This window comes from Methylotenera sp., from assembly GCF_036401095.1.
Classification (GTDB): domain Bacteria; phylum Pseudomonadota; class Gammaproteobacteria; order Burkholderiales; family Methylophilaceae; genus Methylotenera.
In genome coordinates, this window is sequence record NZ_DASWWA010000007.1 from 87,633 (window position 1) to 110,961 (window position 23,329).

Genomic DNA, 23,329 nt, shown 5'->3' on the forward strand with positions numbered 1-23,329 from the left:
TAAAATATTTGAATAAGCAGCTAACTTCTGGTGGTGTTGATGTCTAAACAAGAGTTATTAAGGCGCTTGTCGCATCAATTTGTGAATGAAAGCTTGTTAACGCAAGCGCTTACGCACCGTAGTTATGCGGGCCAAAATAACGAGCGCCTTGAGTTTTTAGGTGATGGCGCCTTAAACTTCATCATTGCACACCAGTTGTATCAGCGTTTCCCTAAATTGGCAGAGGGTGACTTAAGCCGTTTACGTGCGCAAATGGTAAAAGAAGCGACCTTGTCTGAAATTGCGTTATCTCTCAATCTTGGCGATGCACTGCTGCTAGGTGAGGGCGAACTAAAAAGTGCAGGCTGGCGTAGACCATCTATTTTAGCGGATGCGCTGGAGGCTATTATTGGTGCGGTCTATCTAGATGGCGGTTTTGAAGCGGCACAAAGTTTCGTTTTGGGGCTATACGAAGGCAAGCTGGAAACCATCGATCCTAAAGTTATCGATAAAGACCCTAAATCTTTATTGCAAGAATTATTGCAAAGCAGAAAAATCGCCGTCCCCGAATACACGGTCACACACACTAGCGGCGAAGCGCACGAACAGAAGTTTGTAGTGGAGTGCTTAGTGGAAAAACATCAAATTCGCACAGTAGGCGAAGGCAGAAGCCGCCGCATTGCTGAACAGCAGGCAGCAGAACTTGCTTTGCTTGCGTTAAATAAACTCCATATTGGAAAAGCTAAAAAATGACAGATATTAATCAAGAGCTTGAAGTGAAAGCAGTTGCTGCTTTCGATGGCCCCTTTAAGTGCGGTACAGTGGCAATTGTCGGGCGCCCGAACGTGGGTAAATCCACGTTGCTAAACCATATTTTAGGCATGAAGCTCGCTATTACTTCACGTAAAGCGCAAACTACACGCCATCGCCTATTGGGCATACATACGACAGATGATACGCAATATCTATTTGTAGATACGCCAGGTTTTCAGCAAAAACACCTCAATGCATTGAATAAGGGCCTAAATAAAACGGTCACTCAAGTGCTGACAGAAGTCGATGTCGTGCTGTTTGTGATTGAGCCAATGAAGTTGGGTGATGCGGACCGCAAGGTATTGCAATTATTGTCTGATAAAACACCGACTATCTTAGTGGTGAATAAGCTGGACTTGATGGGTGATAAAGGTAATGTATTGCCGCTGATTCAAGACTTTGACTTGGAATTCCCCTTCTCAGAAATCGTGCCAGTTAGTGCTAAAAAGAGCCTTAACTTAGATGAGTTATTGAAATCTATCCGTAACTATTTGCCTGAGCAAGAGGCGATTTACTCTGAAGATGAGTTGACCGACAAGAATGAGCGTTTCCTTGCGGCAGAGTTAGTGCGTGAGAAAATATTTAGACTGCTAGGCGATGAAATTCCTTACTCAGTGGCAGTAGAGGTTGAAAAGTTTGAAGTGCTAGGTAAGTTGCGCCGTATTTTTTGCGCCATCATTGTGGATAAAGAAAGCCAAAAACCAATGTTGATTGGTAAAAATGGCGAGAAGCTCAAGCAAATTTCTACCGAAGCCAGACAAGACATGGAAAAACTGTTTGGCGGCAAAGTTTACCTGGAAACATGGGTGAAAGTTAAAGGCGGCTGGGCAGATGATGCACGCGCGCTAAAATCGCTAGGTTATTAATCTGCTGTTGATTGAGCGGTTTGTCGGTTTTTTTTGATGGAATGGTTACACGCTGATGTGGTTTAAAATGGATGTCATCAACGTGAGTGCTTGTATCGTGGTGGTTGAATAGACCTTATGGCGTCAGTGAGTTCTCATCGTCAAGATAATCAGTCGGTTTACGTACTGCATACTTATCCTTTTAAAGAAACCAGCTTGGTAGTTGAGCTGTTTTCATGTGAGTTTGGGCGGGTCGCCACCACTGCAAAAGGGGCTAGGCGTCCCCGTTCTGCCATGCGTGGCATGCTACAGGCTTTTCAGCCTATGTTGGCAACGTGGTCAGGTAAGTTAGAGCTTAAAACACTGCATGGTTTAGAGTGGAACGGCTGCCTGCTGTTGCTACAGGGTGAGGCGTTGATGTGCGGCTTCTATATGAACGAGTTGTTGCTCAGGCTGTTGCCGCGTGAAGATCCGCATGAAGCCTTGTTTGCTTATTATGCAGAGACACTAAAAGCGCTGGCCAGTGAGCAGCACTTGGCCACGACACTAAGGCGTTTTGAGTTAAAGTTTCTGCAAGAACTTGGCTATGCAATACCGTTGCAGCAAGATGCCAATAATGCACCGATTGTTATGCAACAAAATTATCGCTATGAGGCCGAGCACGGCGCATATCCAATACGCGGTAGCTTGGCACGCTATGAAAATGGTGTGCAGCTCTCGGGCAAGACCTTAATCGATATGTTGAATGACGATTACAGCGACGAACAGACGCAACAGCAAAGTAAGCAGCTGATGCGTTATCTGTTAGCGCATTATTTAGGTGATAAACCATTACATACCCGGCAGTTACTGATTGAATTGCAGGGGTATTAACCAGTTTCTTGAGGCAGCTCAATACTAGAGGCATATGAGCTGCCATAATATTTTGATTTAAAAGGTGATAGACGCATGATTAAGTTGGGTGTCAATATCGACCACGTTGCAACAATCCGTCAGGCACGTGGTACTAAATATCCTAGTGTAGTACAAGCGGCGTTACGCGCAGAACAGTCTGGTGCTGATAGCATTACTTTACATTTGCGTGAAGACCGCCGTCATATGCAAGACGCAGACATATTTGCATTGCGTCCGTTGTTGCAAACTAAAATGAACCTGGAATGTGCAGTGACTGACGAGATGTTGGATATCGCGATTAAAGTCATGCCACAGGATGTGTGCCTGGTGCCTGAGCGTCGCGAAGAGCGCACTACTGAGGGTGGGTTAGATGTCATTACCCACTTTGATAAAGTGCAGCACGCGGTAAAAAAACTAAGTGATGTAGGTATTCGTGTCTCTCTATTTATTGCACCAGATTTAGCGCAAATCGACGCTGCGGTAAAAACAGGTGCGCCCGTGATTGAGTTGCATACCGGTACATTTGCTGATGCAGAGTCAGAGCGCGCACAAATAGCGGAGCTTGATCGTATAGAGCGAGCTCTGCATCACGCTAAGGACGCACGTTTGATTGTTAACGCAGGCCATGGCTTGCATTATCATAACGTACACCATGTTGCACGCATGTATGGGTTTGAGGAGCTAAATATCGGCCACGCGATTGTAGCGCATGCCTTATTTGTGGGTTGGGATAATGCGGTACGTGAAATGAAATCTTTAATGAAAGAGTTTGCACCGAAGTAGCATACTGGCAACAGCTAAAAGGCGATTAATGATTTTTGGAATAGGCACTGATGTTGTGGAAGTTACTCGCATTAAAGACTCTATTGCAGAGTTTGGTGATGCTTTCGCACGCAGAATACTGGCAGAGAGTGAATTAGAAAGCTATCAGCAATCGCAGATTAAAGCGCGTTTTTTGGCTAAGCGGTTTGCAGCTAAGGAGGCATTTTCTAAGGCCTTAGGAACTGGCTTGCGCGCTCCTGCCACTTTGCAAAACATTGTAGTAAGTCATGATGCTTTAGGTAAGCCGATATTGGTGCTGGCACCAGTATTGCAGGCGTTTTTAGATGAAAAAAACATCGTTAAAACGCATATCAGTATTAGTGATGAAAAAAACCTAGCAGCAGCTTTTGTTATTCTGGAAATACAATGACTGCTGTAAGCGCACTCGACTCTTTGCATCAACCTGATATGGCGCGCCGCTTTGGCGGTGTAGCGAGGTTATATGGTGCAGATGGCTTGGCTAAATTGCAATCTGCGCATATGTGTGTGATAGGCATTGGCGGCGTGGGCAGTTGGGCGGCCGAAGCCTTGGCGCGCAATGCGGTGGGTAATATTACGTTAATCGATTTAGATAATGTTGCAGAGTCTAACGTTAACCGCCAGCTCCATGCTTTAGATGGTACTTTTGGTAAAGCTAAGGTAACTGCAATGCGTGAGCGTATTCTTGAGATTAATCCTCTTGCCAATGTGTACGAAATTGAAGATTTTGTAACGATGGAGAATGTGGCGGTGATGCTAGGTCAGCCATATGATTACGTGATTGACTGCGTTGATGATGCTAAGGCAAAGGTGGGGATTGCAGCTTTTTGTCGTACCCATCAGCTGCCGTTAGTGACAGTGGGCGCAGCAGGTGGCAGGTTAGACCCTACGCGCATACAAACGGCAGACCTTGCTCATGTGTCTGGTGATAGACTATTGGCTAAAGTGCGCAATCAGCTACGCCGTGACTATCAATTCCCTAAAGCTACTAACAGCAAAAAATCCTATAAATTTGGCATACAGGCTGTATATTCTGACGAGCCTGTGATTAAGCCTGACGCTGCCTGTGAGGTAGATACTAATACAGGCGTGACCGGTTTAAATTGTGCAGGATACGGCTCTAGCGTGTGTGTCACCGCTCCGTTTGGATTTAGTGCCTCCGCTTTGGCGTTAAAATCATTTTTACTTAAATGAGTGCGCGTGCATCATTATTGCAGATGAAGCACGCACACCATGATTAGTAGTCTCAGCATCAAATTAGCAATTCATTTCTCACCGTATGTAATGCATATGAAAGACGATTGTTGGCATGGCTAAGCGTAGAAAACTCATTGTTGGTAACTGGAAACTACACGGCAGCATTGCGGGTAATCAGCATCTATTACAGCAATTAAGATTAAATCTAAAAGCGTTGGATGCAGTAGATTTTGCACTTTGCTTACCTTATGTCTATTTGTTCCAAGGCCAGCAATTATTAGCTGGCAGTAATATTTTGTGGGGCTCGCAAAATGTGAGTCAGTTTGAAGAGGGCGCTTATACCTCATGCATATCAGCAGCAATGATTGCCGAATTTGGCTGCCGCTTCGTGATTGTTGGGCATTCTGAGCGGCGCCTGTTGCGCTTAGATAGTTATGAGGTCATTGCTACCAAACTGTTACGCGCCTTAGCTTGTGGGTTAACGCCCATTTATTGCGTGGGTGAAACGCAGCAGGAGCGTGACGCTGGTATGGCTGAAGTGGTAATTCGCCAGCAGTTGCTGAATATGTTAAACGCGTTAGATGACGAAGCATTGGCGTGCGCTAAATCTCTCAATATTGTGGTGGCTTATGAGCCGGTGTGGGCGATTGGCACTGGGTTACATGCAAACCCACAGCAGGCACAATCAATGCATGTGCTGATTCGGCAGCTTATCTCTACAAGAGACTTAGCCCTTGCACAGCAAGTGCGTATACTTTATGGCGGTAGCCTAACCGCGGATAACGCCTATGATATGCTCTCCATGCCAGATATAGATGGTGGTTTACTAGGGCGCTCATCACTGGATGCAGAAGCGTTTACGCAGGTTGCATTAATCGCAAACAGCCTAGCATAACAGGAGTGAACCTCTACTCTAGGCTGTAGTCATTACAAAAGTAGCCTAAGTCTTTCATTTGTTTTTCCAATAAAATAGGCGTGTCTGCTTGTTAGGTTTTCACATATTTCACATAGATGACGGTTTTGATGAATTTTCATGACACTGTCATAATTGTCGCTTATGCTGAATGAAATAACTAATTAGAAAATATCATGCGTTCAGTTAATTCACCGCTTAAATTACTTAATCGAGATATCAGTATATTGGCGTTTAATGCACGTGTATTGAGTCTTGCACAAAATGCAGAATATCCTCTGCTAGAGCGTTTGCGTTTTCTTTGTATTGTCTCTTCTAACCTTGATGAGTTTTTTGAAGTACGCGCCGCGCCACATGTAGACGCCATGCGTGACAATGAAAAGAAGACTGATGTTAACGTACAAAGCTATTTGGAAATATCCAAAGCTGCGCATACTTTAGTAGAAAAACAGTACGAGATTTTTAATACAGATTTAATGCCGGCTCTGACGAGTGCGGGCGTGTATCTGGTGTCTAACGCAGAGCGAACGTTAGAGCAAAAGCGTTGGGTTGCACGTTATTTTGAGTCTAGTGTACGCCCTTTACTTGTGCCTGTAGCGCTTGATCCCTCACACCCTTTTCCGCAGGTGGCCAATAAGTCTTTAAATTTTATTGTGTCACTCGGCGGCACTGATGCGTTTGGCCGCAATAATAATATTGCGATTGTAAAAGTGCCAAGAGCGTTACCTCGCTTAATTAAGCTACCTAAACACTTGAGTGGCAAGCAGCAAAAATTTGTGTCTCTATCTAGTGTTATTCGTGCGCATCTAGCAAGCTTATTTACTGGCCGTGAGGTGCTGTGTTTTTCACAGTTTAGGGTAACTCGGCATTCTGATTTGGCTGTGGATGAAGAAGATGTAAAAAATCTGCGTACTGCATTAAGAAAAGGTTTAGTACAACGCCATTTTGGTGAAGCGGTGCGCCTAGAGGTGTCACATGGTTGTGATGAAAAGCTAGCCAAACTCTTGCTGCAGCAGTTCGACTTACCTAAACAGTCGCTTTATCGCGTGAATGGTTTGGTCAACTTAGCACGTCTGATGCAGTTGGCAGATTTAGCTGAAGGTGACCACCTCAAATTCAAGCCATATGAGCCTCAGATAAGTCAGCAGTTAATCCCTAATCAGTCATTTTTCTCACAGCTCAAGCAACGCGATATTCTTATTCATCAGCCTTACGAGAGCTTTGAGTCAGTGATTGATTTCTTGCGAGAGGCGGTGCATGACCCAGATGTACTGTCTATCCAGCAAACCATTTACCGCACTGGTTCTGACCCACGCATGCTGAAATTACTGCAAGAAGCCGTGCGCCGTGGTAAAGAAGTGATGGCGGTTGTTGAACTTAAAGCTAGGTTTGATGAAGAGGCAAACATCAACTGGGCCGAGGATTTGGAATCTGTAGGTGCACAAGTAGTGTATGGCATAGTGGGGCTGAAAACCCATGCCAAAATGTTACTGGTAATGCGTCGTGAAGCTACTGGCCTTCAGTACTATGGGCATGTTTCAACCGGTAACTATAACCCTAGAACAGCACGGCTCTACACTGATGTTAGCATGCTGACTGCAGATACGCAGATTACGCGCGATATGGAGCATTTGTTTAGGCATATTGCGAGTCAGGTCAAATTACCTCGTATGCAAAAGCTGCTGGTAGCACCATTTAATTTGCATAAACAAATGCTGGCTAAGATTCGGGCGGCAGAACTGAGTGCCAAGGCCGGGCAGCCTGCTTCTATTATTTTGAAAATGAATGCATTAACCGACGAGGCTTTGGTGAAGGCATTAGTGAAGGCTGGTCGTGCTGGGGTGGAGGTTGACTTAATATTACGCGGCGCGTGTATTTTGCCGATAGATGCGCCGGGCCTGAACGGACGCATACGTGTACGCTCAGTGATTGGTCGTTTACTGGAACATTCGCGTGTGTTTTATTTCAAAATCGCAGAAGTTGAGCATATGTGGTTATCTAGTGCTGATTGGATGAATCGCAACATGATGCGCCGTGTTGAAATTGCGTGGCCGATTACAGATGCAAAAAATCGTGCGCGTATTTTGCAGGAGTGCTGCCAAATGTATCTAGACGATAATCATGATGCATGGATATTAAATGCGGACGGCAGCTATCAGCCTATTGCTACGCAAGCGCATAAAGCTAAACCCGGTGAGCCTGCACGTGTTAATAGTGCACAACTGCAATTACTGCATAAATATACGGATTAACAAAACTATTTAATTAAACCATGGCAAATTTAATCATTTGGCGGCATGCAGAAGCTGAAATTCAAAGTGAAAGCGGCCATGATCATGATCGTGCACTAACCAAACGTGGCCGTAAAGATGCGGCTAAAATGGCAAAGTGGCTGTATAAACACTTGCCCGAGCATGCCGAACTACTATGCAGCCCAGCACGCCGCTGTTTGCAAACAGCACATGCCTTGCATGATTTAAATCAAGTGGAAATCAAGATTGCCGAGTGCTTAAGCATAGATAGCAATGTGGCTCGCATGATGCAAGAAGTAGAAAATCAGGATGACGCGCAAACCATCGTACTGGTGGGGCATCAGCCAAATCTTGGTTTATTGATTGGTAAGCTGCTGGGCCTGCATCAAAGTGCATGCGTGGTAAAGAAGGGTGCTATTTGGTGGCTAAAGCAGCGTAAGTTGGATGGCTTGTCCCATTACTATATTGAAGCTGTCAAACAACCCGGAGTTTAATCAAGACAAATGTCGCATAGCTCCAAGTTATACGCCATGTATATGTCTATACACAATTATTTAACTGTGCTATTTTAGTTCTGTAGGCATATTTAATACTCGTACGTGGTGGTCTTATACTACAGCCTGTAGTTGTTAGTTTGAGTGGGTTGCAGGTTTAAAACCATCTTTTAGACTTAATTTTAATGATAAGGGGTACTTGCCATGATTTTTGTTAAACGTTTTTTCAGTGCATTTCTTGCAGCGTCAATTTTATTTACAGGTTCTGTGCAAACAGTACAGGCGGCCATGATTAGTTCAGCGCAAGTTGCAGACAGTGTTTTCTCTAGTGCAGCTGACCAAGACCGTGCGCGAATCATCACTGCTCTATCACGTCAGGACGTACAGGCAGCGTTAATTGAGCATGGTATTGACCCTGCACAGGCACGCAGTCGTGTTGCTACACTCACAGATGAGGAAGCAAGTGCAATGGCAACACAAATCGAAAATGCACCTGCGGGTAGCGGTATTATCGGTGCCATTATCTTAGTATTCTTGGTGCTCTTGCTTACTGATATTCTTGGATTTACTAAAGTGTATCCATTTACACGTTCTATTCGCTAATCGTGTATTAGCTTAGTCAGGTTTTGTTACAGCGAGAAGCCAGCATGTTTCGTAAGTTAGTCATGCTGGCTTTTTGTTTACTCCTCAATGCCTGTGCCGCAACAGGTGTCCGTGAGGCAGTACAAAACCCATCACTTCCAAGGCAGCATGAGCTGACCCAGACCCCTTTCTTTCCGCAATCACAATATCACTGTGGGCCAGCAGCATTAGCAACCGCACTCAATGCCGTAGATATCCACGTGACGCCGGATCAATTAGTGCCAGAGGTTTACATTCCGGCTCGACAAGGTAGTTTGCAGATTGAAATGCTGGCTGCTGCACGCAGGCACGGAGCGCTGTCGGTAAAGCTGGCGCCTAAACTTGATGCAGTGTTAGCAGAGGTTGCAGCCGGTAATGTGGTGGTAGTGATGCAGAACCTAGGCTTGTCTTGGGTGCCATCTTGGCATTATGCCGTAGTCGTTGGATACAGCCTTGACCGCGAGCTTGTTTGGCTGCGCTCAGGCACTTATGAACGCTTTGAAATGAGCTTGAGTGCATTTCAGCGCACTTGGGCACGTAGTGGTTATTGGGCGTTTGTGGCACTAAAGCCAGGTAGCTTACCTAAGGCTGATGACCCTGATGCGGTTGCTAAAGCTATCGTGGCTTTTGAGAATAATGCAAATAAGACCGATGTCTACTTGGCATATGATGTGGCCGCAAAGCGCTGGCCTAATCATTTGGTATTGCTTATAGGCTTAGGGAACAGTGCTTATGCGTTAGGCCATTTCTCGCATGCGATCACTGCTTTCCGTAATGCGACGATTGCCTATCCCGACTCCGCGGCAGCATATAACAATTTGGCAAACGTGTTATTGCTTGAGGGGGATGCAGTGGCGGCAAAAGCGGCGGCTGAAAAAGCTTTGCAGTTGGCACAATCAGACCCAGTTCTACGCGCTGAAGTGATTAAAACCGTAGAAGAAGTTAACGCTTATAAAACTAAAAAACCACACTAGCTAGTTGGTGTGGTTTTTGTATGGCAAATATCATTGATCTAGTTGGCGCATCGCGTCATAGCTAGTGGTTTATTCTTACCAGCTATAACGCGAAGATTATTTAAGATAATCTGAGCTTATTTCTTTTTTGGTCTGCCAGTTTTAATGGCCGGCACTTTGCTCATCGCCGCTTTTAATGCGGCATCGGTCATTGCGCTTAACTGCATAATCCCTGCGCGTAGTAGCTCACTCTTTTTAGCTGGTTGACCTAACTTAGTGAGGCGTTCCTTAAGTACCGCAAATTGCGCGTACTCAGTTTTTGGCATGGTGAAGCTATCGCGTTCCATTTTTAGTTTTGGCGTTTTTTCTTTTAAAACTTTGGTTTTTTCAGGGGCTTTTTCAGCCTTTTTGGCGCTGGCTACACTGGTTTTTACAGCAGCTTTAGCTACTGGTTTCGTGACTGTTGTTTTTGCAGTAACAGGTTTACCTGCTACTGTTTTTGCTGGTGCCTGTTTTACAGCAGCTTTGCTGGCTGGTGCTGCTTTGGTAGCAGGTTTTTTTGTTTCTGTGCTGGTTGCGTTTTCAGGTGTAGATTTTAACGCTTCAGCCTGAATTGAATTGATTTTTGACATGGTTGCACTCCAAAATAAACGATATAAACAGTTTATACCGTTTATTTTGGAACGCAAATGAATTTTTTGTGACAGTTTTATATCGTATTTACTAGTTCAAAATGCCAGTTGATTTTCTGCCATGCCAGTGTTTCTTCATCTAGCAGGTAGTGCGATTGTGGATACTTACTTGCCCATGATTTTGGTAGTGAGAGTTTAAAGCTATTGTTATTTAAGGCTAGCTGCATGCCGCGTAAATTGGGCATTTGTCGCGCATGGCATAAGATGACAGCCAACCGCATGCAAATTAACTGCATGACGAATACGCGATCAGAGAAATCAGCCTCTAATCGTTTTAACTTGCCGCGATGCCCTAAAATAATCAAGCTTAAACAGTGCAGTTCACTTTGTGAGAAGCCAACTGGCTCGGTGTGGTCTAGGATGTAAGCGCCGTGCAAGTGCGCATCTACCGGGGAGATGATGCCGCCAATTTCGTGCAGCTGCGCCGCCCAGCGCAATTTACGTGCGTGCTTAAAGTATTCGCCATCTGCAAATGTAGTGCTATCGCTGATTTTTTCAAATAACTTCTCTGCCACTTCTGCAACCGTGTTGGCATGGGTTTCGTCTACGTCAAATTTGCGCGCTAAACGCTGAATCGATGTATTGCGAAGGTCCAACATATCGTTTTCACGCGCCAGCATGTCATACAGCAGGCCATGCCGTAATGCGCCTTTTGCTACGTTTAAGGTGTCGATGTTGAGAAACTCAAAGACTGCAATCAGCACAGAAAGGCCGCCGGCAATCACTGGTTTGCGGTCTTCTTTTAAGCCGTTTAAGCGTAGCTTATCTACGTACCTTGCTTTGAGCAGCTCTTCTTTCAGCCAATACAAACTTTCTTTGCTGACAGCGTCAGCAGGCTTGCCGTATTGCGCTAGTACGTCTGCCACTGCACCTACCGTACCGGAAGCGCCATAAGCAACATCCCAGTGCGTGTCGTTAAAATGATTGCCCAGGGTTTCAAAGATAGATTCTGCCGAAATTTCAGCGCGTGTAAATGCTTTTTCAGTAAACTCGCCGTTGGCAAAATGCTTGAGTGCCCACGCGACAGAGCCCACGTGTAATGATGCAGTTTGGGTAGATTCAAAGCCGCAGCCAAGAATGAATTCGGTAGAGCGCCCACCGATGTCGATGACTAATCTTTTTTCATTGGATTGCGGTAAAAAGCGGCTTACTCCTTGGTAGATCAGACGAGCTTCTTCCACGCCAGAAATCACCTCAACTTCAAAGCCTAGCGCCTTTTTTGCGAGCTTTAGAAAGTGGTCACGGTTGTTAGCTTCGCGTAATGTCTGGGTTGCAACGGCACGTACGTGCGTTGCGTCAAAACCTTGTAAGCGCTCACCAAACCTTGATAAGCAACGAACGCCACGCTCTATCGCTTCGGCAGTTAGGTTGCGCTCCTCGTCTAGGTCGCCGCCTTGTCTCACCGCTTCCTTAATGTACTCTACACGCTCAATATGACCACTATCCAGTCGGCCAATTTCCAGCCTGAAGCTATTGGAGCCAAGGTCAATTGCCGCAAGCAATGCTTTATCTGCAGGGGAGTTACTTGATTGATTATTCATAAATGATGCAGTTTTTTGTGCGAGTGATATGTGAAACAATAATACTGTTTATTTTGTGATTATAGTTTGAAAGTTTCATGACATTGGTTGTTTTGAATAATAATTTAATCAAGTCATTACGCTGGTCGCTTGAAAATCTGCTGCTAATCCCCACATAGCTACTATTGTTTTATTCTTAACATTAGGAGCTTAATTTATGTCCACTGCGACAGCACAACAAGAAATTCATCCAAAAGAATCAATGGCCTTTCAGGCTGAGGTGAAACAACTCTTGCAGTTGATGATTCACTCTCTATACAGCAACAAAGAAATTGTGTTGCGCGAGCTGATTTCAAATGCATCAGATGCGGCAGATAAATTACGTTTTGAAGCGTTGGCAAATGGTGCGCTGTACGAAAATGACAGCGAGTTAAAAATCCGTATCGCTTTTGATAAAGAAGCACGCACCCTTACCATTGCCGATAACGGCATCGGTATGAGTCGTGACGAAGTGATTTCAAACATTGGTACCATTGCTAAATCAGGTACCAAAGAGTTTTTTAACGCTTTAACAGGCGACCAAGCGAAAGATGCAAATTTAATCGGTCAGTTTGGTGTGGGGTTTTACTCGGCATTTATCATTGCAGACAAAGTTACCCTAACTACGCGTCGTGCCGGTGCGGCCGAAGCTGTGCGCTGGGAGTCAGCTGGTGAGGGTGACTTTACGATTGAAACAGCGGATAAAACCAGCCGCGGTACTGAAATTACCTTACATTTGCGTGAAGGCGAAGACGAGTTCTTAAGTGATTGGAAACTTAAAACCATTATCCGCAAATATTCAGACCATATCACCCTGCCGATTGTGATGAAAAAGTCCGAGTGGAAAGATGGCGCGGAAGTGGCGACAGATGAAGATGAGACTGTCAACAAAGCCTCAGCACTATGGGCACGTAGCAAAAACGATATTACAGAAGAAGAGTACCAAGAGTTTTATAAACATGTGTCGCATGATTTTGAGAACCCACTAGCTTACACACATAGCCGTGTAGAGGGTAAGCAAGAGTATATTTCTTTGCTATACGTGCCAAGCAAAGCACCGTTCGACTTGTATGATCGTGACCGTCGCCATGGCATTAAGCTGTACGTTAAGCGTGTGTTTATCATGGAAGACGCAGAAAAATTGATGCCGCAATACCTGCGCTTTGTTCGTGGCGTGATTGATACATCAGATTTACCGTTGAATGTATCTCGTGAAATCTTGCAATCTAGCCGCGATGTGGACGCGATTAAAGCTGGCTCAGTGAAGAAAGTACTTGGCCTGTTAGAAGACATGGCTGAAAACAAGCCTGAAGACTACGCTAAGTTCTATCAAGAGTTCGGCCGTGTACTTAAAGAAGGTCCGGGCGAAGACTTTGCGAATAAAGAGAAGATCGCAGGCTTATTACGCTTTGCGTCAACCAAGGCGGATACTGACGTGCAAGATGTGTCGTTTAAAGACTACATTTCACGCATGCAAGCTGAGCAAGATGTGATTTATTACATTACTGCCGATAGCTTTGCTGCCGCGCAACACAGCCCGCATTTAGAGATTTTCCGCAAAAAAGGCATTGAAGTGTTGCTGATGAGTGACCGCGTGGATGAATGGCTATTGGGCAGTTTGACCGAGTTTGAAGGTAAAAAACTGCAATCAATCGCTAAGGGTGATTTGGATTTAGGCAAGCTTGAATCTGAAACTGAAAAAGAGATTCAAAAGAAAATTGAAGAGGAATCAAAAACCTTAGTTGAAAAAATTAAGCAAACATTGGGTAGCCAGGTAAAAGACGTACGCGTGACCCACCGCTTAACGGATTCTCCTGCATGCTTGGTGAGTGATGTGCAAGATTTGTCCGGCAACTTAGCACGTATTTTAAAGGCGGCAGGTCAAAATGCACCAGAAAGTAAGCCAATTTTAGAAATTAACCCTAGTCACAAATTGGTAAAACGTCTGGAAGCCGAATCTGCAGAGGCGGTATTTGCAGATTTAACACATGTGCTGTTTGATCAAGCACTGTTGGCTGAAGGTGGTACTTTGGAAGATCCTGCTAGTTTTGTGAAACGTATGAATAGTTTAATTAGCTAACTTGTTGTTGTTAAATTGAAAACCGCCCTGCGTGAGCTTGGCGGTTTTTTTATTTCAGTTCGAAACTACTACGCACCATGCAACTTTCAAACAACGGTCATAAAGCTGGCTCAATTTTTGCTAAAATAACAATACCATTCAATAATTTAAGATTATCTAAAATGAAAACTCCAGCCGAAACTAAAGCTAAACCTAAGAAAACAGTCAAAGCTAAGTCGATTGCAATCCCTAAACTCGGGCCAATTCAGCAGGCTTTGAAAAATCATTTGATATTCTCTAGCTTCAAGACCAGTGAGGCTGCAACGCCACGTGACTGGTATGACGCCGCCAGTTACAGCGTGCGTGATCATGTTGTAGAACGCTGGGTGCAGACGGCGGAGTCCTATTATCGCGATGATCCAAAGCGCGTTTACTATTTGTCATTAGAATTTTTGATTGGGCGCATGCTGAGTAATGCCGCACTAAATTTGGGCATTAATGAAGAACTTAAAGACGGGATGGCTGCATTAGGCCGTGATTTGGAGAATGCAGTAGAGTTTGAGACAGATGCCGCGCTAGGTAACGGTGGTTTAGGTCGTTTGGCGGCGTGTTTTCTTGACTCCATGGCGACCATGGATATTCCGGCAGCCGGATATGGCATTCGTTACGAATACGGCATGTTTAGGCAATCCATTGAAAATGGCCAGCAGGTAGAGAACCCAGATAATTGGCTGCGTTATGGCAATATTTGGGAGTTCCAACGTCCTGAAGCTACTTACAACATCAAGTTTCACGGGCATGTGGTTAAGTATCCTAACGATCAGGGTGAAGAGATCCAGCATTGGGTAGATGCTGAGCATGTGATTGCCATGGCTTATGATGTGCCGGTGCCAGGCTATGGTACGAATACCGTCAACAATTTGCGTTTATGGTCAGCTAAAGCTGCGCGTGAGTTTGATTTAAGACACTTTAATGATGGTAATTACGAAAAAGCAGTAGAAGAGCGTAATGCGACCGAGAATATTTCAAAAGTACTTTACCCTAATGACACCTCCGTGCTGGGTAAAGAACTGCGCTTAAAACAGCAATATTTCTTTGTTTCTGCTTCTATTCAAGATATTTTGCGTCGCTTTTTAAGTACGCATGACATAAAAACACAAGATGACTGGAAAATTCTGCCAGAAAAAATAGCGATACAACTCAATGATACACACCCATCTGTAGGTGTAGCGGAAATGATGTATCAACTGGTGGATGTATACCAATTACCGTGGGCTTTTGCTTGGGAGTTGGTGGTTAAAATTTTTGCTTACACCAACCATACTTTAATGCCAGAGGCGCTAGAGACCTGGACTGTGGATTTATTTGGACGCTTGTTACCACGCCATTTGGAAATTATCTATCAAATCAACCATGAGTTCTTGCACATGGTCAACCATCACTTCCCTGGCGATGCTGAGTTGTTAAGACGCGTATCAATTATTGATGAGGATCACGGTCGCCGCGTACGCATGGCACATTTGGCTGTGGTTGGCAGTCATACCGTAAACGGCGTAGCTGCACTGCATAGTGAGTTGTTAAAGAGCACTCTGTTTGCTGATTTTGACCGCATTTTTCCAGGGAAAATGACGAATGTGACGAATGGTATTACCCCACGTCGCTGGTTAAATCAGGCCAATCCAGGGTTAACTGCCTTAATAGAGGCGGCGATTGGCCCTAATTTTAAGAAAGATCTGACCCAAATTAAAAAAATCACGCCACTGGCTGATGATCCGGATTTTAGAAAAGCATTTGCGCAAGTGAAGCTTGCCAACAAGCAAAGGCTAGCTGCAAAAATTGAAGCAAAAACAGGTGTTAAGTTAAATGTGAATAGCTTGTTTGATGTGCAAATCAAGCGTATTCATGAATACAAACGCCAACTGCTGAATGTGTTGCACGTGATTACTTTGTATAACCGTATTCGCCGTGGTGATAAAGATATTACGCCGCGTACCATTATTTTTGGCGGTAAAGCTGCGCCTGGTTACTGGATGGCAAAACATATTATTCGATTGATTAATGATGTTGCCGCCATTGTGAATGAAGATATTGCTGTAGGTGACAAGTTGAAGGTCGTGTTCTACCCAAATTACGAAGTTTCAGCCGCTGAAATTTTATTCCCAGGTAGTGACCTTTCTGAGCAGATTTCCACCGCAGGCACAGAGGCGAGCGGCACTGGCAATATGAAAATGGCCTTGAATGGCGCACTCACTATCGGTACCTTAGATGGTGCTAACGTGGAAATTAAAGAAGAAGTTGGCGATGAAAACATCTTCATCTTTGGTTTAACCACACCACAAGTGGCTGAATTAAAAGCGAGTGGGTACCAACCGCGTGATTATTACAATAGCAATCCAGAGCTTAAACACGTGCTAGACATGATTGCAGATGGCTATTTCTCTATTGATGAGCCGGGCCGTTATAAAGTGATTGTGGATAATTTGCTAAATAACGATCAATACTTGTTATTAGCAGACTATGCTAGCTATATCGAGGCACAGGAGCGCGTTGGTAAGCTATATCAAAAGCCAGATGACTGGGCGCGTATGGCGATCTTAAACGTAGCGAATATGGCTAAGTTTTCAAGTGATCGTGCAATTGGTGATTATGCGAGAGAAATCTGGCATGTTAGCCCGCAACCTAAAGCTAAAGCCAAAAAATAAATTACTGACAGGCTAGCGCATAGCCATCCATTGCGTTGTATTGTTAACATCAATTAATTGTCATACTATGCAGTTAGAATGCTATGGTTAATTTTTAATCCCAATTGCGGATAATGAATGGAGAAGTCTATGCGCTACCTAGTGGCAGTTTTAAGTTTTATATTATTCGCAACGCATGCCAACGCTCTAAGCGTGAGCGACCTTAGCAATGCAGAAGCAAGCGGTGGACTAAAAGAGGCGCTGATTCAGGCTGCGGGTAAAGCTGTAGGCCAACTAAGTGCGACGGATGGCTTCTTTGGTAATAAGGAAGTGAAGATACCACTGCCAGAAACGATGCAAAAAGCTGAAAAAGCCATGCGTATGTTTGGCATGGGTAAGCAGGCTGACGAGTTGGTGCTTAAAATGAATCGCGCAGCAGAAGCAGCTGTACCTGAAGCTAAAGCCTTGTTAGTTGATTCCGTTAAAAAAATGAGTGTTGCGGATGCCAAAGCTATATTGACTGGCGGTGATGATGCCGCAACACAATATTTCAAAAAAACCACCTCAACACCTATGGCCGAGAAGTTTTTACCAATCGTGAAAAAAGCCACAGAGAACGTGCAACTTGCTCAGCAATACAATAAGTTTGCAGAGATGGGTAGCAAGTACGGTGTTGTCAAAAAAGAGCAAGCTAACCTAGAGCAGTATGTCACCCAAAAAACGCTGGATGGTGTTTATTTGATGATGGCGAAAGAAGAAGCTGCTATCCGTAAAGACCCAGTCGGCCAAGCAAGCAGTTTGCTGAAAAAAGTATTCGGCACGATGGTGCAGTAGCTTTAGTGTCAAGGTGAGCTTAAAGTAAGCTGCCCTCGATCACAGCCATACAGTGCTACATTTTAGTTATACCCGCAGGTTAGTGTGGTCCGTCATTAAAGCAAACATAGCGCTTCAAATATTAGCGCTATGTTTGCTTTTTTTACTTCAAATCGTGCTTAATTTTTAATCAGCTGTGCATATTTTGCCCGAATCTTCGCAGCTTTAGGCGCAGCTACTGCCATGCAGTAAGGCTGGTTGGGGTTTTTGTCAAAGTAGTATTGGTGGTAATCTTCAGCGGGGTAAAACACTGCAGCAGCATTTACTTCCGTCACAATCGGGTTGGGCCAAATATGTTGCTGATTTAGTTCGGTAATCATTTTTGTAGTAGCTGTGCGCTGTGTTTCATTTTGGCAAAATACGGCAGAGCGATACTGCGTACCAACATCATTGCCTTGGCGGTTGGGTGTGGTGGGGTCGTGCGATACAAAAAATATTTCCAGCAGCGTTTCAAAACTGATTAAATCTGCATCGTAAGTGATCTGAATCGCCTCTGCGTGGCCGGTATCGCCATTGCAAATCTGCTTGTAGGTTGGGTCGGTAGTGTGTCCGCCTATGTAGCCAGATACAACTTTTTTTACCCCGTTCAACTGACTGAACACCGGCTCGGTGCACCAAAAGCAACCGCCGGCAAATACTGCAATTTGTTCCTGACTCATGATGTAATCCTTATAATAATGCTTTGGGTGTTTAAGCTGTATTTTATGCTTGGCGCTAATTATCTGCTGTATTGTTAGTCATAACATCGGACTAAACATTCATTTTTTCTAAATATTTCTAATCGCCATTATCCATGCAGTTAAACGCTTTATATGTAGATTTTAATTCTTACTTTGCTTCAGTTGAGCAGCAACTGGTGCCTGAGTTGAGAGGTAAGCCTATCGGCGTGCTAGCGGTGATGGCAGAAACCACTTGCTGTATTGCTGCTAGCTATGAAGCAAAAGCGTTTGGTATTAAAACAGGTACGCTGGTCAGTGAGGCACGCAAGCTTTGCCCAGATATCATTTTTGTAGAGGCGAGGCCGCCTGTTTATGTGGAGTATCACCATTTTTTAATTGATATTGTAGAAAGCTGTACGCATGTGGGGAAGGTGCTTTCTATTGATGAAATGGTTTGCAAGCTTACCGGCAGCCAGCAACAGCCAGAAAATGCGCTTAAATTAGCGAGTAAGATTAAATCATCCTTGGTGCAGAGAGCTGGAGATTTTATCCGTTGCTCTATCGGCATCGCCCCTAATACTTTTTTGGCAAAAGTAGCCTCTAATATGCAAAAGCCTGATGGCTGCGTGCTGATCGAGCCGCATGAGTTGCCGCAACGTTTGTTTGGTTTAGAGTTGGGTGACTTAAATGGTATTGGCAAGCAAATGGAGGCACGTTTAAACCGCTACAAAATTAATACCGTAGCCCAGTTGTATGCAGCAAACCGTCAGCAGTTGCAGGTGGCATGGGGTAGCGTAGAAGGTGAGCGCATGTATGATAAGTTGCGCGGGATAGAGCCTTATTACGTTAAAAATGCGCGCAGTAGTTTAGGTCATTCACATGTGATGCCGCCTGAACAGCGCAATGAAGCAGGCGTAAGGGCCGTGTTGCACAGGTTATTGCAAAAAGCTTGTATGCGTATGCGCAGTTACGATTTACTTGCTTCAAGAATCAGCGTTAAGGTGAAGTTTAGAAATAAGCCAAGTTGGCAGCAGGAGAGTGCAATCTCACCAACTGATAACACTTTGCGCCTGATTGAAGCTCTAGAAACTTTTATGCAGCAATACCCCAAAACTAATGCTGAGCCTTATGCGGTTGGTGTGTCTTTCTCAGGGCTGGTCACGGCTGATGAAGTGGCGCGTGATTTGTTTCAGGTTGCTCCGCTGGAGAATGAAAAGAAGTTAAATCAGGCTATTGATAGCCTTAATTCAAAGTTTGGCAAAAACACGATTTACTTTGGCGGCGCGCATGAGGCGCTCAAAGATGCGCCGATGCGTATCGCGTTTAATCATATTCCAGATATGGATGTAGAGAGTGATGACTGATTTCATTCGCTTAAAATCTATCTACAAACCTATCTACGTAAAATCATTAGTTACAAATTATTAACAATTGCTGGTAAGCCAATTTAAATCAATCGCGTTAACTGAGCATGGCCACTACTAATTGGCCTGATTCAGTGGCTTAATAAATTCTAGAAATAGAGGAGAAGTAAAATGCGTAATTTTAAGTTGAACGTTGTTAATAGCACGCGCGTGGCGATGGCTGTGCCTGCATTAATCGCAGCAGTGTTTGCAACGCCAGCGTTGGCCAGTGATCAATATGTTGATACTGCCCGTGTGATTTCAGTCACACCGCAAACTGAGCGTATCAATACCCCACAGCAAGAGTGCCGTACCGAGTATCAGCAACAGAGCTACTCTCAAGGTAATCGCTCTATGACAGGTGCCATCATCGGCGGTATTGCTGGTGGTTTGTTGGGTAATACCGTAGGTAGAGGTAGCGGCCGTATTGCTGCTGCCGCAGTAGGTGCAGGTGTTGGTGCTATTGCGGGTGATCGTGTCGCAAATAATCGCCCTAACGAAGTGGTGACACGTAATGTGCCTGTAGATGTATGTTATCAAGTAGACCGCTGGCAGACTGTGAATACAGGTTATTTTGTTACTTATGAGTACAACGGTAGAACATACAATACAGTGACTGCTGAGCATCCTGGGCGTTATGTGGATGTAAATGTGATGGTGGCACCAAACCGTTATACAACATCACAAGTCAGCTATATTGAGCCGGGTTACCGTGGTAATGACCAATGGCGAGGTCATCGTGGTCATAAAAAGCACGATTGGAAAGATCAGGAGCGTTACGACCGCTATGATGGGGATGACCGTCGTTATTACTAAGCGCCAATGATGCATTGTGTGATCCATGTGATTGAGTTTTGAATCAGCCTAGTAGCAGTTAATGCTACTAGGTTTTTTTACGTCATGTGTCCCATAGCTGGCTAGTTGCAAGTAAAATTGGTACTTACCTATCAATTGAAAATAACTTAGTGAAGCTTACTGTAGACTGTGTATCGACTGGGCAGCTCTTTGCCAAGCCAGCAACTAGTGTGCTGGCGTATTTGCTCTCTAAAGCCACTATCCGTGAAGAGGCTATGCCGCTGGAAGCTTTGGTCTGCGCGCAAAGCGGCCTAGCGCCTATGCCAGACTACTCCATTGCAGCTATTACCGCAGCAGAGGATGGGGTGAGTGTGGGTGCAGACTACTGGTTACGTGCTGACCCTGTGCATTTGGTGTTGCAGCGTGACAGTTTTAGCTTAAGTGAGCCTTGTCCATTATCAGTATCTCGAGCGCATGCGCAAGCGATGATTGCCAGTTTTAATGCGCACTTTGCACAAGAAGATGGTTTAAAGTTTTGTTTGGGTGAGTCTGGAGCATGGTACGTATCTTTAGCGCAGCCGCCACAAATTAAAACTGCACTGCCAGCAATGGCGATGGGTAAAAATATTGCCCACTTTATGCCACAGGGCAGTGCAGCAAGCCAATGGGTGGCGTACTTGAATGAAGTGCAGATGCTATTGCATGCACATGCTGCTAATGCTGAGCGTGAAGGCGCAGGTGGTGTTGCGGTGAATAGTATTTGGCTATCGGGTGGTGGTGTGATGCCTGCGCCGTTAGCTGTTAAGCCTGATAGCGATATTGATTGCATGGTTGGAAACACTGCTTTATATAAAGGCTTGGCTAAACACTCTGGCTTGATGCATCACAACATATCAGCATCATTACAAAGTGTTATTTCGCAGATGGCAGGGCATACGCACGTACGTATGCAGTTAGCGCAGGATTTACTTTTGGCTGAAGACAGTTTTCAGGCATTATTAAACGGGTTAAAAAAGCGTAGCATCACGCAATTAGTAGTAAATTTAGCTTGTTATGAAAAAACCTTGGTAGCGACAATTAAGCCGCTTGATCTCTATAAATTTTGGCGGTCAACTAAACCTATGAGTGCCTATTTGGTATGACCTCTATCGCACAACGTAATGCGCCTGCGGCAATAGTGCAGAGCCTTCAATCATCAGGCATCTCGCCACTGATGTCGCGTTTGCTATCTGCACGCGGAGTGTCTGATATTGCGCAAACCAGTATTCAATTGAGTGCATTGCTACCACCGCAGCAGCTTACGCATAATCAGGCAATGGCAAAGTTGTTGGCAGAGGCTATTAAGGCCAATAAAAAATTGTTAGTGGTTGGCGATTATGATGCAGATGGTGCCACAGCTACCGCTGTTGCGGTAAAAGGCTTGCGTTTATTTGGAGCCAATGTGGATTTTTTGGTGCCAAATCGGTTTGAGTATGGCTACGGCCTCACCCCTGAAATCGTCAAGCTTGCCGCAGCGCAAACGCCAGACGTGATCGTCACGGTAGATAACGGTATCGCCAGCGTAGATGGCGTAGCGGTTGCTAATGCAATGGGCATGCAAGTGCTGATTACAGACCACCATTTGCCTGGCTCACAAACGCCAGAAGCTGCCTGCATCGTTAACCCTAATCAGCATGGATGCACTTTTCCAAGCAAAAATCTTGCGGGTGTCGGGGTCATGTTCTACTGCTTGCTAGGCCTGCGGGCAGAGCTGCGTGAACAGGGTACTTACCAATCTAGTGCTGAACCAAACTTAACTGAACTGCTGGATTTAGTCGCCTTAGGTACCGTTGCAGACTTGGTGAAGCTGGATGAAAATAACCGTATCTTGGTAGAGCAAGGCTTACGCAGAATCCGCGCTGGGGCATGTAGCCATGGAGTTGCCGCTTTACTTAGAATTGCCGGGCGTGAGCCGGCAAAAGCCATGGCGCAAGATTTAGGTTTTTATGTGGGGCCGCGTTTGAATGCAGCGGGTCGATTAGATGATATGACATTGGGCATTCAATGCCTGCTGGCAGACACTGAAAAAGAAGCAGTCATTCTCGCTCAGCAGCTACATGATCTAAACAAACAAAGGCGCAGTATAGAGGCGGATATGCAAGAGAGCGCCAATATCTCGCTCGATGATATCGCGATTGAAGATCAATACTCGATCAGTATTTACGAGCCGGACTGGCATCAAGGCGTGATTGGAATTTTAGCCTCCCGTATTAAAGAGCGGCACCATCGTCCAGTGATTGCGTTTGCTGATGGCGGCTCTGGTTTGCTGAAAGGGTCTGGGCGTTCAATTGCCGGCTTGCATCTACGTGATGCTTTAGATTTGCTAAGCAAGCATCTGCCAGATTTAATATTAAAGTTTGGCGGTCACGCCATGGCAGCCGGCCTGACTATCAAGGCTGAAGATTTCAATCTATTTAAATCTAGCTTTGAAGCGGTAGTCAGAAGTCTGCTTACCGCTGCGGATTTAGAGGCTGTGCTAGAGGTTGACGGTAGCTTAAGCGCGAGCGATATGACTTACGCCATCGCACAAACGCTAGAGAATCAAGTATGGGGGCAGGGTTTTCCGCCACCATTGTTCTATGATGAGTTTGAGGTGGTTAATCAGCGTATCTTGGCAGAGAAGCACTTAAAACTAAGTTTGAAGGCGCTATCCAGCGCATCGGCGGCGGTGATTGATGCAATTTTCTTTAATCAAACCGAGTTTTTAGATACTCAGATTCAAGCTGCCTATCAATTGCAAACTAATAGCTATAACGGTGCGCAAAAAGTACAATTAAATATCAGGCATGTGAACGTTTAATCACGCT

21 protein-coding genes are annotated in these 23,329 nt (G+C 44.9%); 18 read left to right on the forward strand and 3 right to left on the reverse strand.

The window, feature by feature from the left end:
- Positions 1 to 39 precede the first annotated feature (39 nt).
- From rnc to VGD82_RS06225, 11 genes are all read left to right on the forward strand, one after another.
- On the forward strand, positions 40 to 732 hold the full coding sequence (gene rnc, locus VGD82_RS06175; protein WP_331019567.1) for a ribonuclease III: 693 nt from the start codon (positions 40 to 42) through the stop codon (positions 730 to 732).
- Positions 729 to 1,658 carry a GTPase Era gene (gene era, locus VGD82_RS06180; protein ID WP_331019568.1) on the forward strand — a complete coding sequence of 310 codons (930 nt, stop codon included), beginning with the start codon at positions 729 to 731 and terminating at the stop codon, positions 1,656 to 1,658. Before rnc ends, era begins: the two co-directional genes overlap by 4 nt.
- 117 nt (positions 1,659 to 1,775) lie before the next feature.
- Positions 1,776 to 2,510: a DNA repair protein RecO gene (recO, locus tag VGD82_RS06185; RefSeq protein ID WP_331019569.1), complete on the forward strand. Its 735-nt coding sequence runs from the start codon at positions 1,776 to 1,778 to the stop codon at positions 2,508 to 2,510.
- Between the two features lie 75 nt (positions 2,511 to 2,585).
- Positions 2,586 to 3,314, forward strand: a complete 729-nt coding sequence (gene pdxJ / locus VGD82_RS06190) for a pyridoxine 5'-phosphate synthase (protein WP_331019570.1) — start codon at positions 2,586 to 2,588, stop codon at positions 3,312 to 3,314.
- Positions 3,315 to 3,342: 28 nt separating this feature from the next.
- A complete protein-coding gene (acpS, locus tag VGD82_RS06195) occupies positions 3,343 to 3,723 on the forward strand; it encodes a holo-ACP synthase (protein WP_331019571.1) in 381 nt (126 codons plus the stop codon).
- Positions 3,720 to 4,526, forward strand: coding sequence for a tRNA threonylcarbamoyladenosine dehydratase (locus tag VGD82_RS06200; RefSeq protein ID WP_331019572.1), 807 nt, complete (start codon positions 3,720 to 3,722; stop codon positions 4,524 to 4,526). The genes acpS and VGD82_RS06200 overlap by 4 nt, the downstream gene beginning before the upstream one ends.
- 115 nt (positions 4,527 to 4,641) lie before the next feature.
- Entirely contained in the window at positions 4,642 to 5,424 is a 783-nt protein-coding gene (tpiA, locus tag VGD82_RS06205) for a triose-phosphate isomerase (RefSeq protein WP_331019573.1), read from the forward strand.
- Between the two features lie 194 nt (positions 5,425 to 5,618).
- The gene (ppk1, locus tag VGD82_RS06210; RefSeq protein WP_331019574.1) at positions 5,619 to 7,694 is read left to right on the forward strand and encodes a polyphosphate kinase 1; all 2,076 of its coding nucleotides are present in this window, start codon (positions 5,619 to 5,621) and stop codon (positions 7,692 to 7,694) included.
- Positions 7,695 to 7,714: 20 nt separating this feature from the next.
- The gene (locus VGD82_RS06215) at positions 7,715 to 8,188 is read left to right on the forward strand and encodes a SixA phosphatase family protein (RefSeq protein WP_331019575.1); all 474 of its coding nucleotides are present in this window, start codon (positions 7,715 to 7,717) and stop codon (positions 8,186 to 8,188) included.
- 204 nt (positions 8,189 to 8,392) lie between these two features.
- On the forward strand, positions 8,393 to 8,791 hold the full coding sequence (locus tag VGD82_RS06220) for a PA2779 family protein (RefSeq protein ID WP_331019576.1): 399 nt from the start codon (positions 8,393 to 8,395) through the stop codon (positions 8,789 to 8,791).
- Positions 8,792 to 8,835: 44 nt separating this feature from the next.
- Entirely contained in the window at positions 8,836 to 9,783 is a 948-nt protein-coding gene (locus VGD82_RS06225; RefSeq protein ID WP_331019577.1) for a PA2778 family cysteine peptidase, read from the forward strand.
- A 116-nt stretch (positions 9,784 to 9,899) separates the two neighbouring features.
- On the opposite strand, the gene VGD82_RS06230 is transcribed toward VGD82_RS06225, so the two are convergent.
- The gene (locus VGD82_RS06230; RefSeq protein WP_331019578.1) at positions 9,900 to 10,394 is read right to left on the reverse strand and encodes a hypothetical protein; all 495 of its coding nucleotides are present in this window, start codon (positions 10,392 to 10,394) and stop codon (positions 9,900 to 9,902) included.
- Between the two features lie 77 nt (positions 10,395 to 10,471).
- Positions 10,472 to 11,995, reverse strand: a complete 1,524-nt coding sequence (locus VGD82_RS06235) for a Ppx/GppA phosphatase family protein (RefSeq protein ID WP_331019579.1) — start codon at positions 11,993 to 11,995, stop codon at positions 10,472 to 10,474.
- A gap of 196 nt (positions 11,996 to 12,191) precedes the next feature.
- On the opposite strand from VGD82_RS06235, the gene htpG reads away from it, so the two are divergent.
- The 3 genes from htpG (at position 12,192) to VGD82_RS06250 (ending at position 17,587) form a co-directional block, all read left to right on the forward strand.
- On the forward strand, positions 12,192 to 14,093 hold the full coding sequence (gene htpG / locus VGD82_RS06240; protein ID WP_331019580.1) for a molecular chaperone HtpG: 1,902 nt from the start codon (positions 12,192 to 12,194) through the stop codon (positions 14,091 to 14,093).
- Between the two features lie 161 nt (positions 14,094 to 14,254).
- Positions 14,255 to 16,774 carry a glycogen/starch/alpha-glucan phosphorylase gene (locus VGD82_RS06245; RefSeq protein ID WP_331019581.1) on the forward strand — a complete coding sequence of 840 codons (2,520 nt, stop codon included), beginning with the start codon at positions 14,255 to 14,257 and terminating at the stop codon, positions 16,772 to 16,774.
- A gap of 129 nt (positions 16,775 to 16,903) precedes the next feature.
- Positions 16,904 to 17,587: a DUF4197 domain-containing protein gene (locus VGD82_RS06250; protein WP_331019582.1), complete on the forward strand. Its 684-nt coding sequence runs from the start codon at positions 16,904 to 16,906 to the stop codon at positions 17,585 to 17,587.
- Between the two features lie 158 nt (positions 17,588 to 17,745).
- Here VGD82_RS06250 and msrA read toward each other — a convergent pair whose 3' ends face one another.
- On the reverse strand, positions 17,746 to 18,285 hold the full coding sequence (gene msrA / locus VGD82_RS06255; RefSeq protein WP_331019583.1) for a peptide-methionine (S)-S-oxide reductase MsrA: 540 nt from the start codon (positions 18,283 to 18,285) through the stop codon (positions 17,746 to 17,748).
- A 134-nt stretch (positions 18,286 to 18,419) separates the two neighbouring features.
- On the opposite strand from msrA, the gene VGD82_RS06260 reads away from it, so the two are divergent.
- The 4 genes from VGD82_RS06260 to recJ all read left to right on the forward strand — a co-directional run bounded on the left by VGD82_RS06260 (position 18,420) and on the right by recJ (position 23,322).
- Positions 18,420 to 19,649: a DNA polymerase thumb domain-containing protein gene (locus VGD82_RS06260; protein ID WP_331019584.1), complete on the forward strand. Its 1,230-nt coding sequence runs from the start codon at positions 18,420 to 18,422 to the stop codon at positions 19,647 to 19,649.
- Positions 19,650 to 19,820: 171 nt separating this feature from the next.
- On the forward strand, positions 19,821 to 20,504 hold the full coding sequence (locus tag VGD82_RS06265) for a glycine zipper 2TM domain-containing protein (RefSeq protein WP_331019585.1): 684 nt from the start codon (positions 19,821 to 19,823) through the stop codon (positions 20,502 to 20,504).
- A gap of 86 nt (positions 20,505 to 20,590) precedes the next feature.
- Complete coding sequence (locus VGD82_RS06270) at positions 20,591 to 21,625, forward strand: hypothetical protein (RefSeq protein WP_331019586.1); 1,035 nt, start codon at positions 20,591 to 20,593, stop codon at positions 21,623 to 21,625.
- The gene (recJ, locus tag VGD82_RS06275) at positions 21,622 to 23,322 is read left to right on the forward strand and encodes a single-stranded-DNA-specific exonuclease RecJ (protein ID WP_331019587.1); all 1,701 of its coding nucleotides are present in this window, start codon (positions 21,622 to 21,624) and stop codon (positions 23,320 to 23,322) included. Before VGD82_RS06270 ends, recJ begins: the two co-directional genes overlap by 4 nt.
- Positions 23,323 to 23,329 lie beyond the last annotated feature (7 nt).

Coding starts and splice junctions, on each gene's coding strand:
- rnc (WP_331019567.1), top strand. CDS start 40: ATGTCTAAACAAGAGTTATTAAGGCGCTTGTCGCATCAATTTGTGAAT.
- era (WP_331019568.1), top strand. CDS start 729: ATGACAGATATTAATCAAGAGCTTGAAGTGAAAGCAGTTGCTGCTTTC.
- recO (WP_331019569.1), top strand. CDS start 1,776: ATGGCGTCAGTGAGTTCTCATCGTCAAGATAATCAGTCGGTTTACGTA.
- pdxJ (WP_331019570.1), top strand. CDS start 2,586: ATGATTAAGTTGGGTGTCAATATCGACCACGTTGCAACAATCCGTCAG.
- acpS (WP_331019571.1), top strand. CDS start 3,343: ATGATTTTTGGAATAGGCACTGATGTTGTGGAAGTTACTCGCATTAAA.
- VGD82_RS06200 (WP_331019572.1), top strand. CDS start 3,720: ATGACTGCTGTAAGCGCACTCGACTCTTTGCATCAACCTGATATGGCG.
- tpiA (WP_331019573.1), top strand. CDS start 4,642: ATGGCTAAGCGTAGAAAACTCATTGTTGGTAACTGGAAACTACACGGC.
- ppk1 (WP_331019574.1), top strand. CDS start 5,619: ATGCGTTCAGTTAATTCACCGCTTAAATTACTTAATCGAGATATCAGT.
- VGD82_RS06215 (WP_331019575.1), top strand. CDS start 7,715: ATGGCAAATTTAATCATTTGGCGGCATGCAGAAGCTGAAATTCAAAGT.
- VGD82_RS06220 (WP_331019576.1), top strand. CDS start 8,393: ATGATTTTTGTTAAACGTTTTTTCAGTGCATTTCTTGCAGCGTCAATT.
- VGD82_RS06225 (WP_331019577.1), top strand. CDS start 8,836: ATGTTTCGTAAGTTAGTCATGCTGGCTTTTTGTTTACTCCTCAATGCC.
- VGD82_RS06230 (WP_331019578.1), bottom strand. CDS start 10,394: ATGTCAAAAATCAATTCAATTCAGGCTGAAGCGTTAAAATCTACACCT.
- VGD82_RS06235 (WP_331019579.1), bottom strand. CDS start 11,995: ATGAATAATCAATCAAGTAACTCCCCTGCAGATAAAGCATTGCTTGCG.
- htpG (WP_331019580.1), top strand. CDS start 12,192: ATGTCCACTGCGACAGCACAACAAGAAATTCATCCAAAAGAATCAATG.
- VGD82_RS06245 (WP_331019581.1), top strand. CDS start 14,255: ATGAAAACTCCAGCCGAAACTAAAGCTAAACCTAAGAAAACAGTCAAA.
- VGD82_RS06250 (WP_331019582.1), top strand. CDS start 16,904: ATGCGCTACCTAGTGGCAGTTTTAAGTTTTATATTATTCGCAACGCAT.
- msrA (WP_331019583.1), bottom strand. CDS start 18,285: ATGAGTCAGGAACAAATTGCAGTATTTGCCGGCGGTTGCTTTTGGTGC.
- VGD82_RS06260 (WP_331019584.1), top strand. CDS start 18,420: ATGCAGTTAAACGCTTTATATGTAGATTTTAATTCTTACTTTGCTTCA.
- VGD82_RS06265 (WP_331019585.1), top strand. CDS start 19,821: ATGCGTAATTTTAAGTTGAACGTTGTTAATAGCACGCGCGTGGCGATG.
- recJ (WP_331019587.1), top strand. CDS start 21,622: ATGACCTCTATCGCACAACGTAATGCGCCTGCGGCAATAGTGCAGAGC.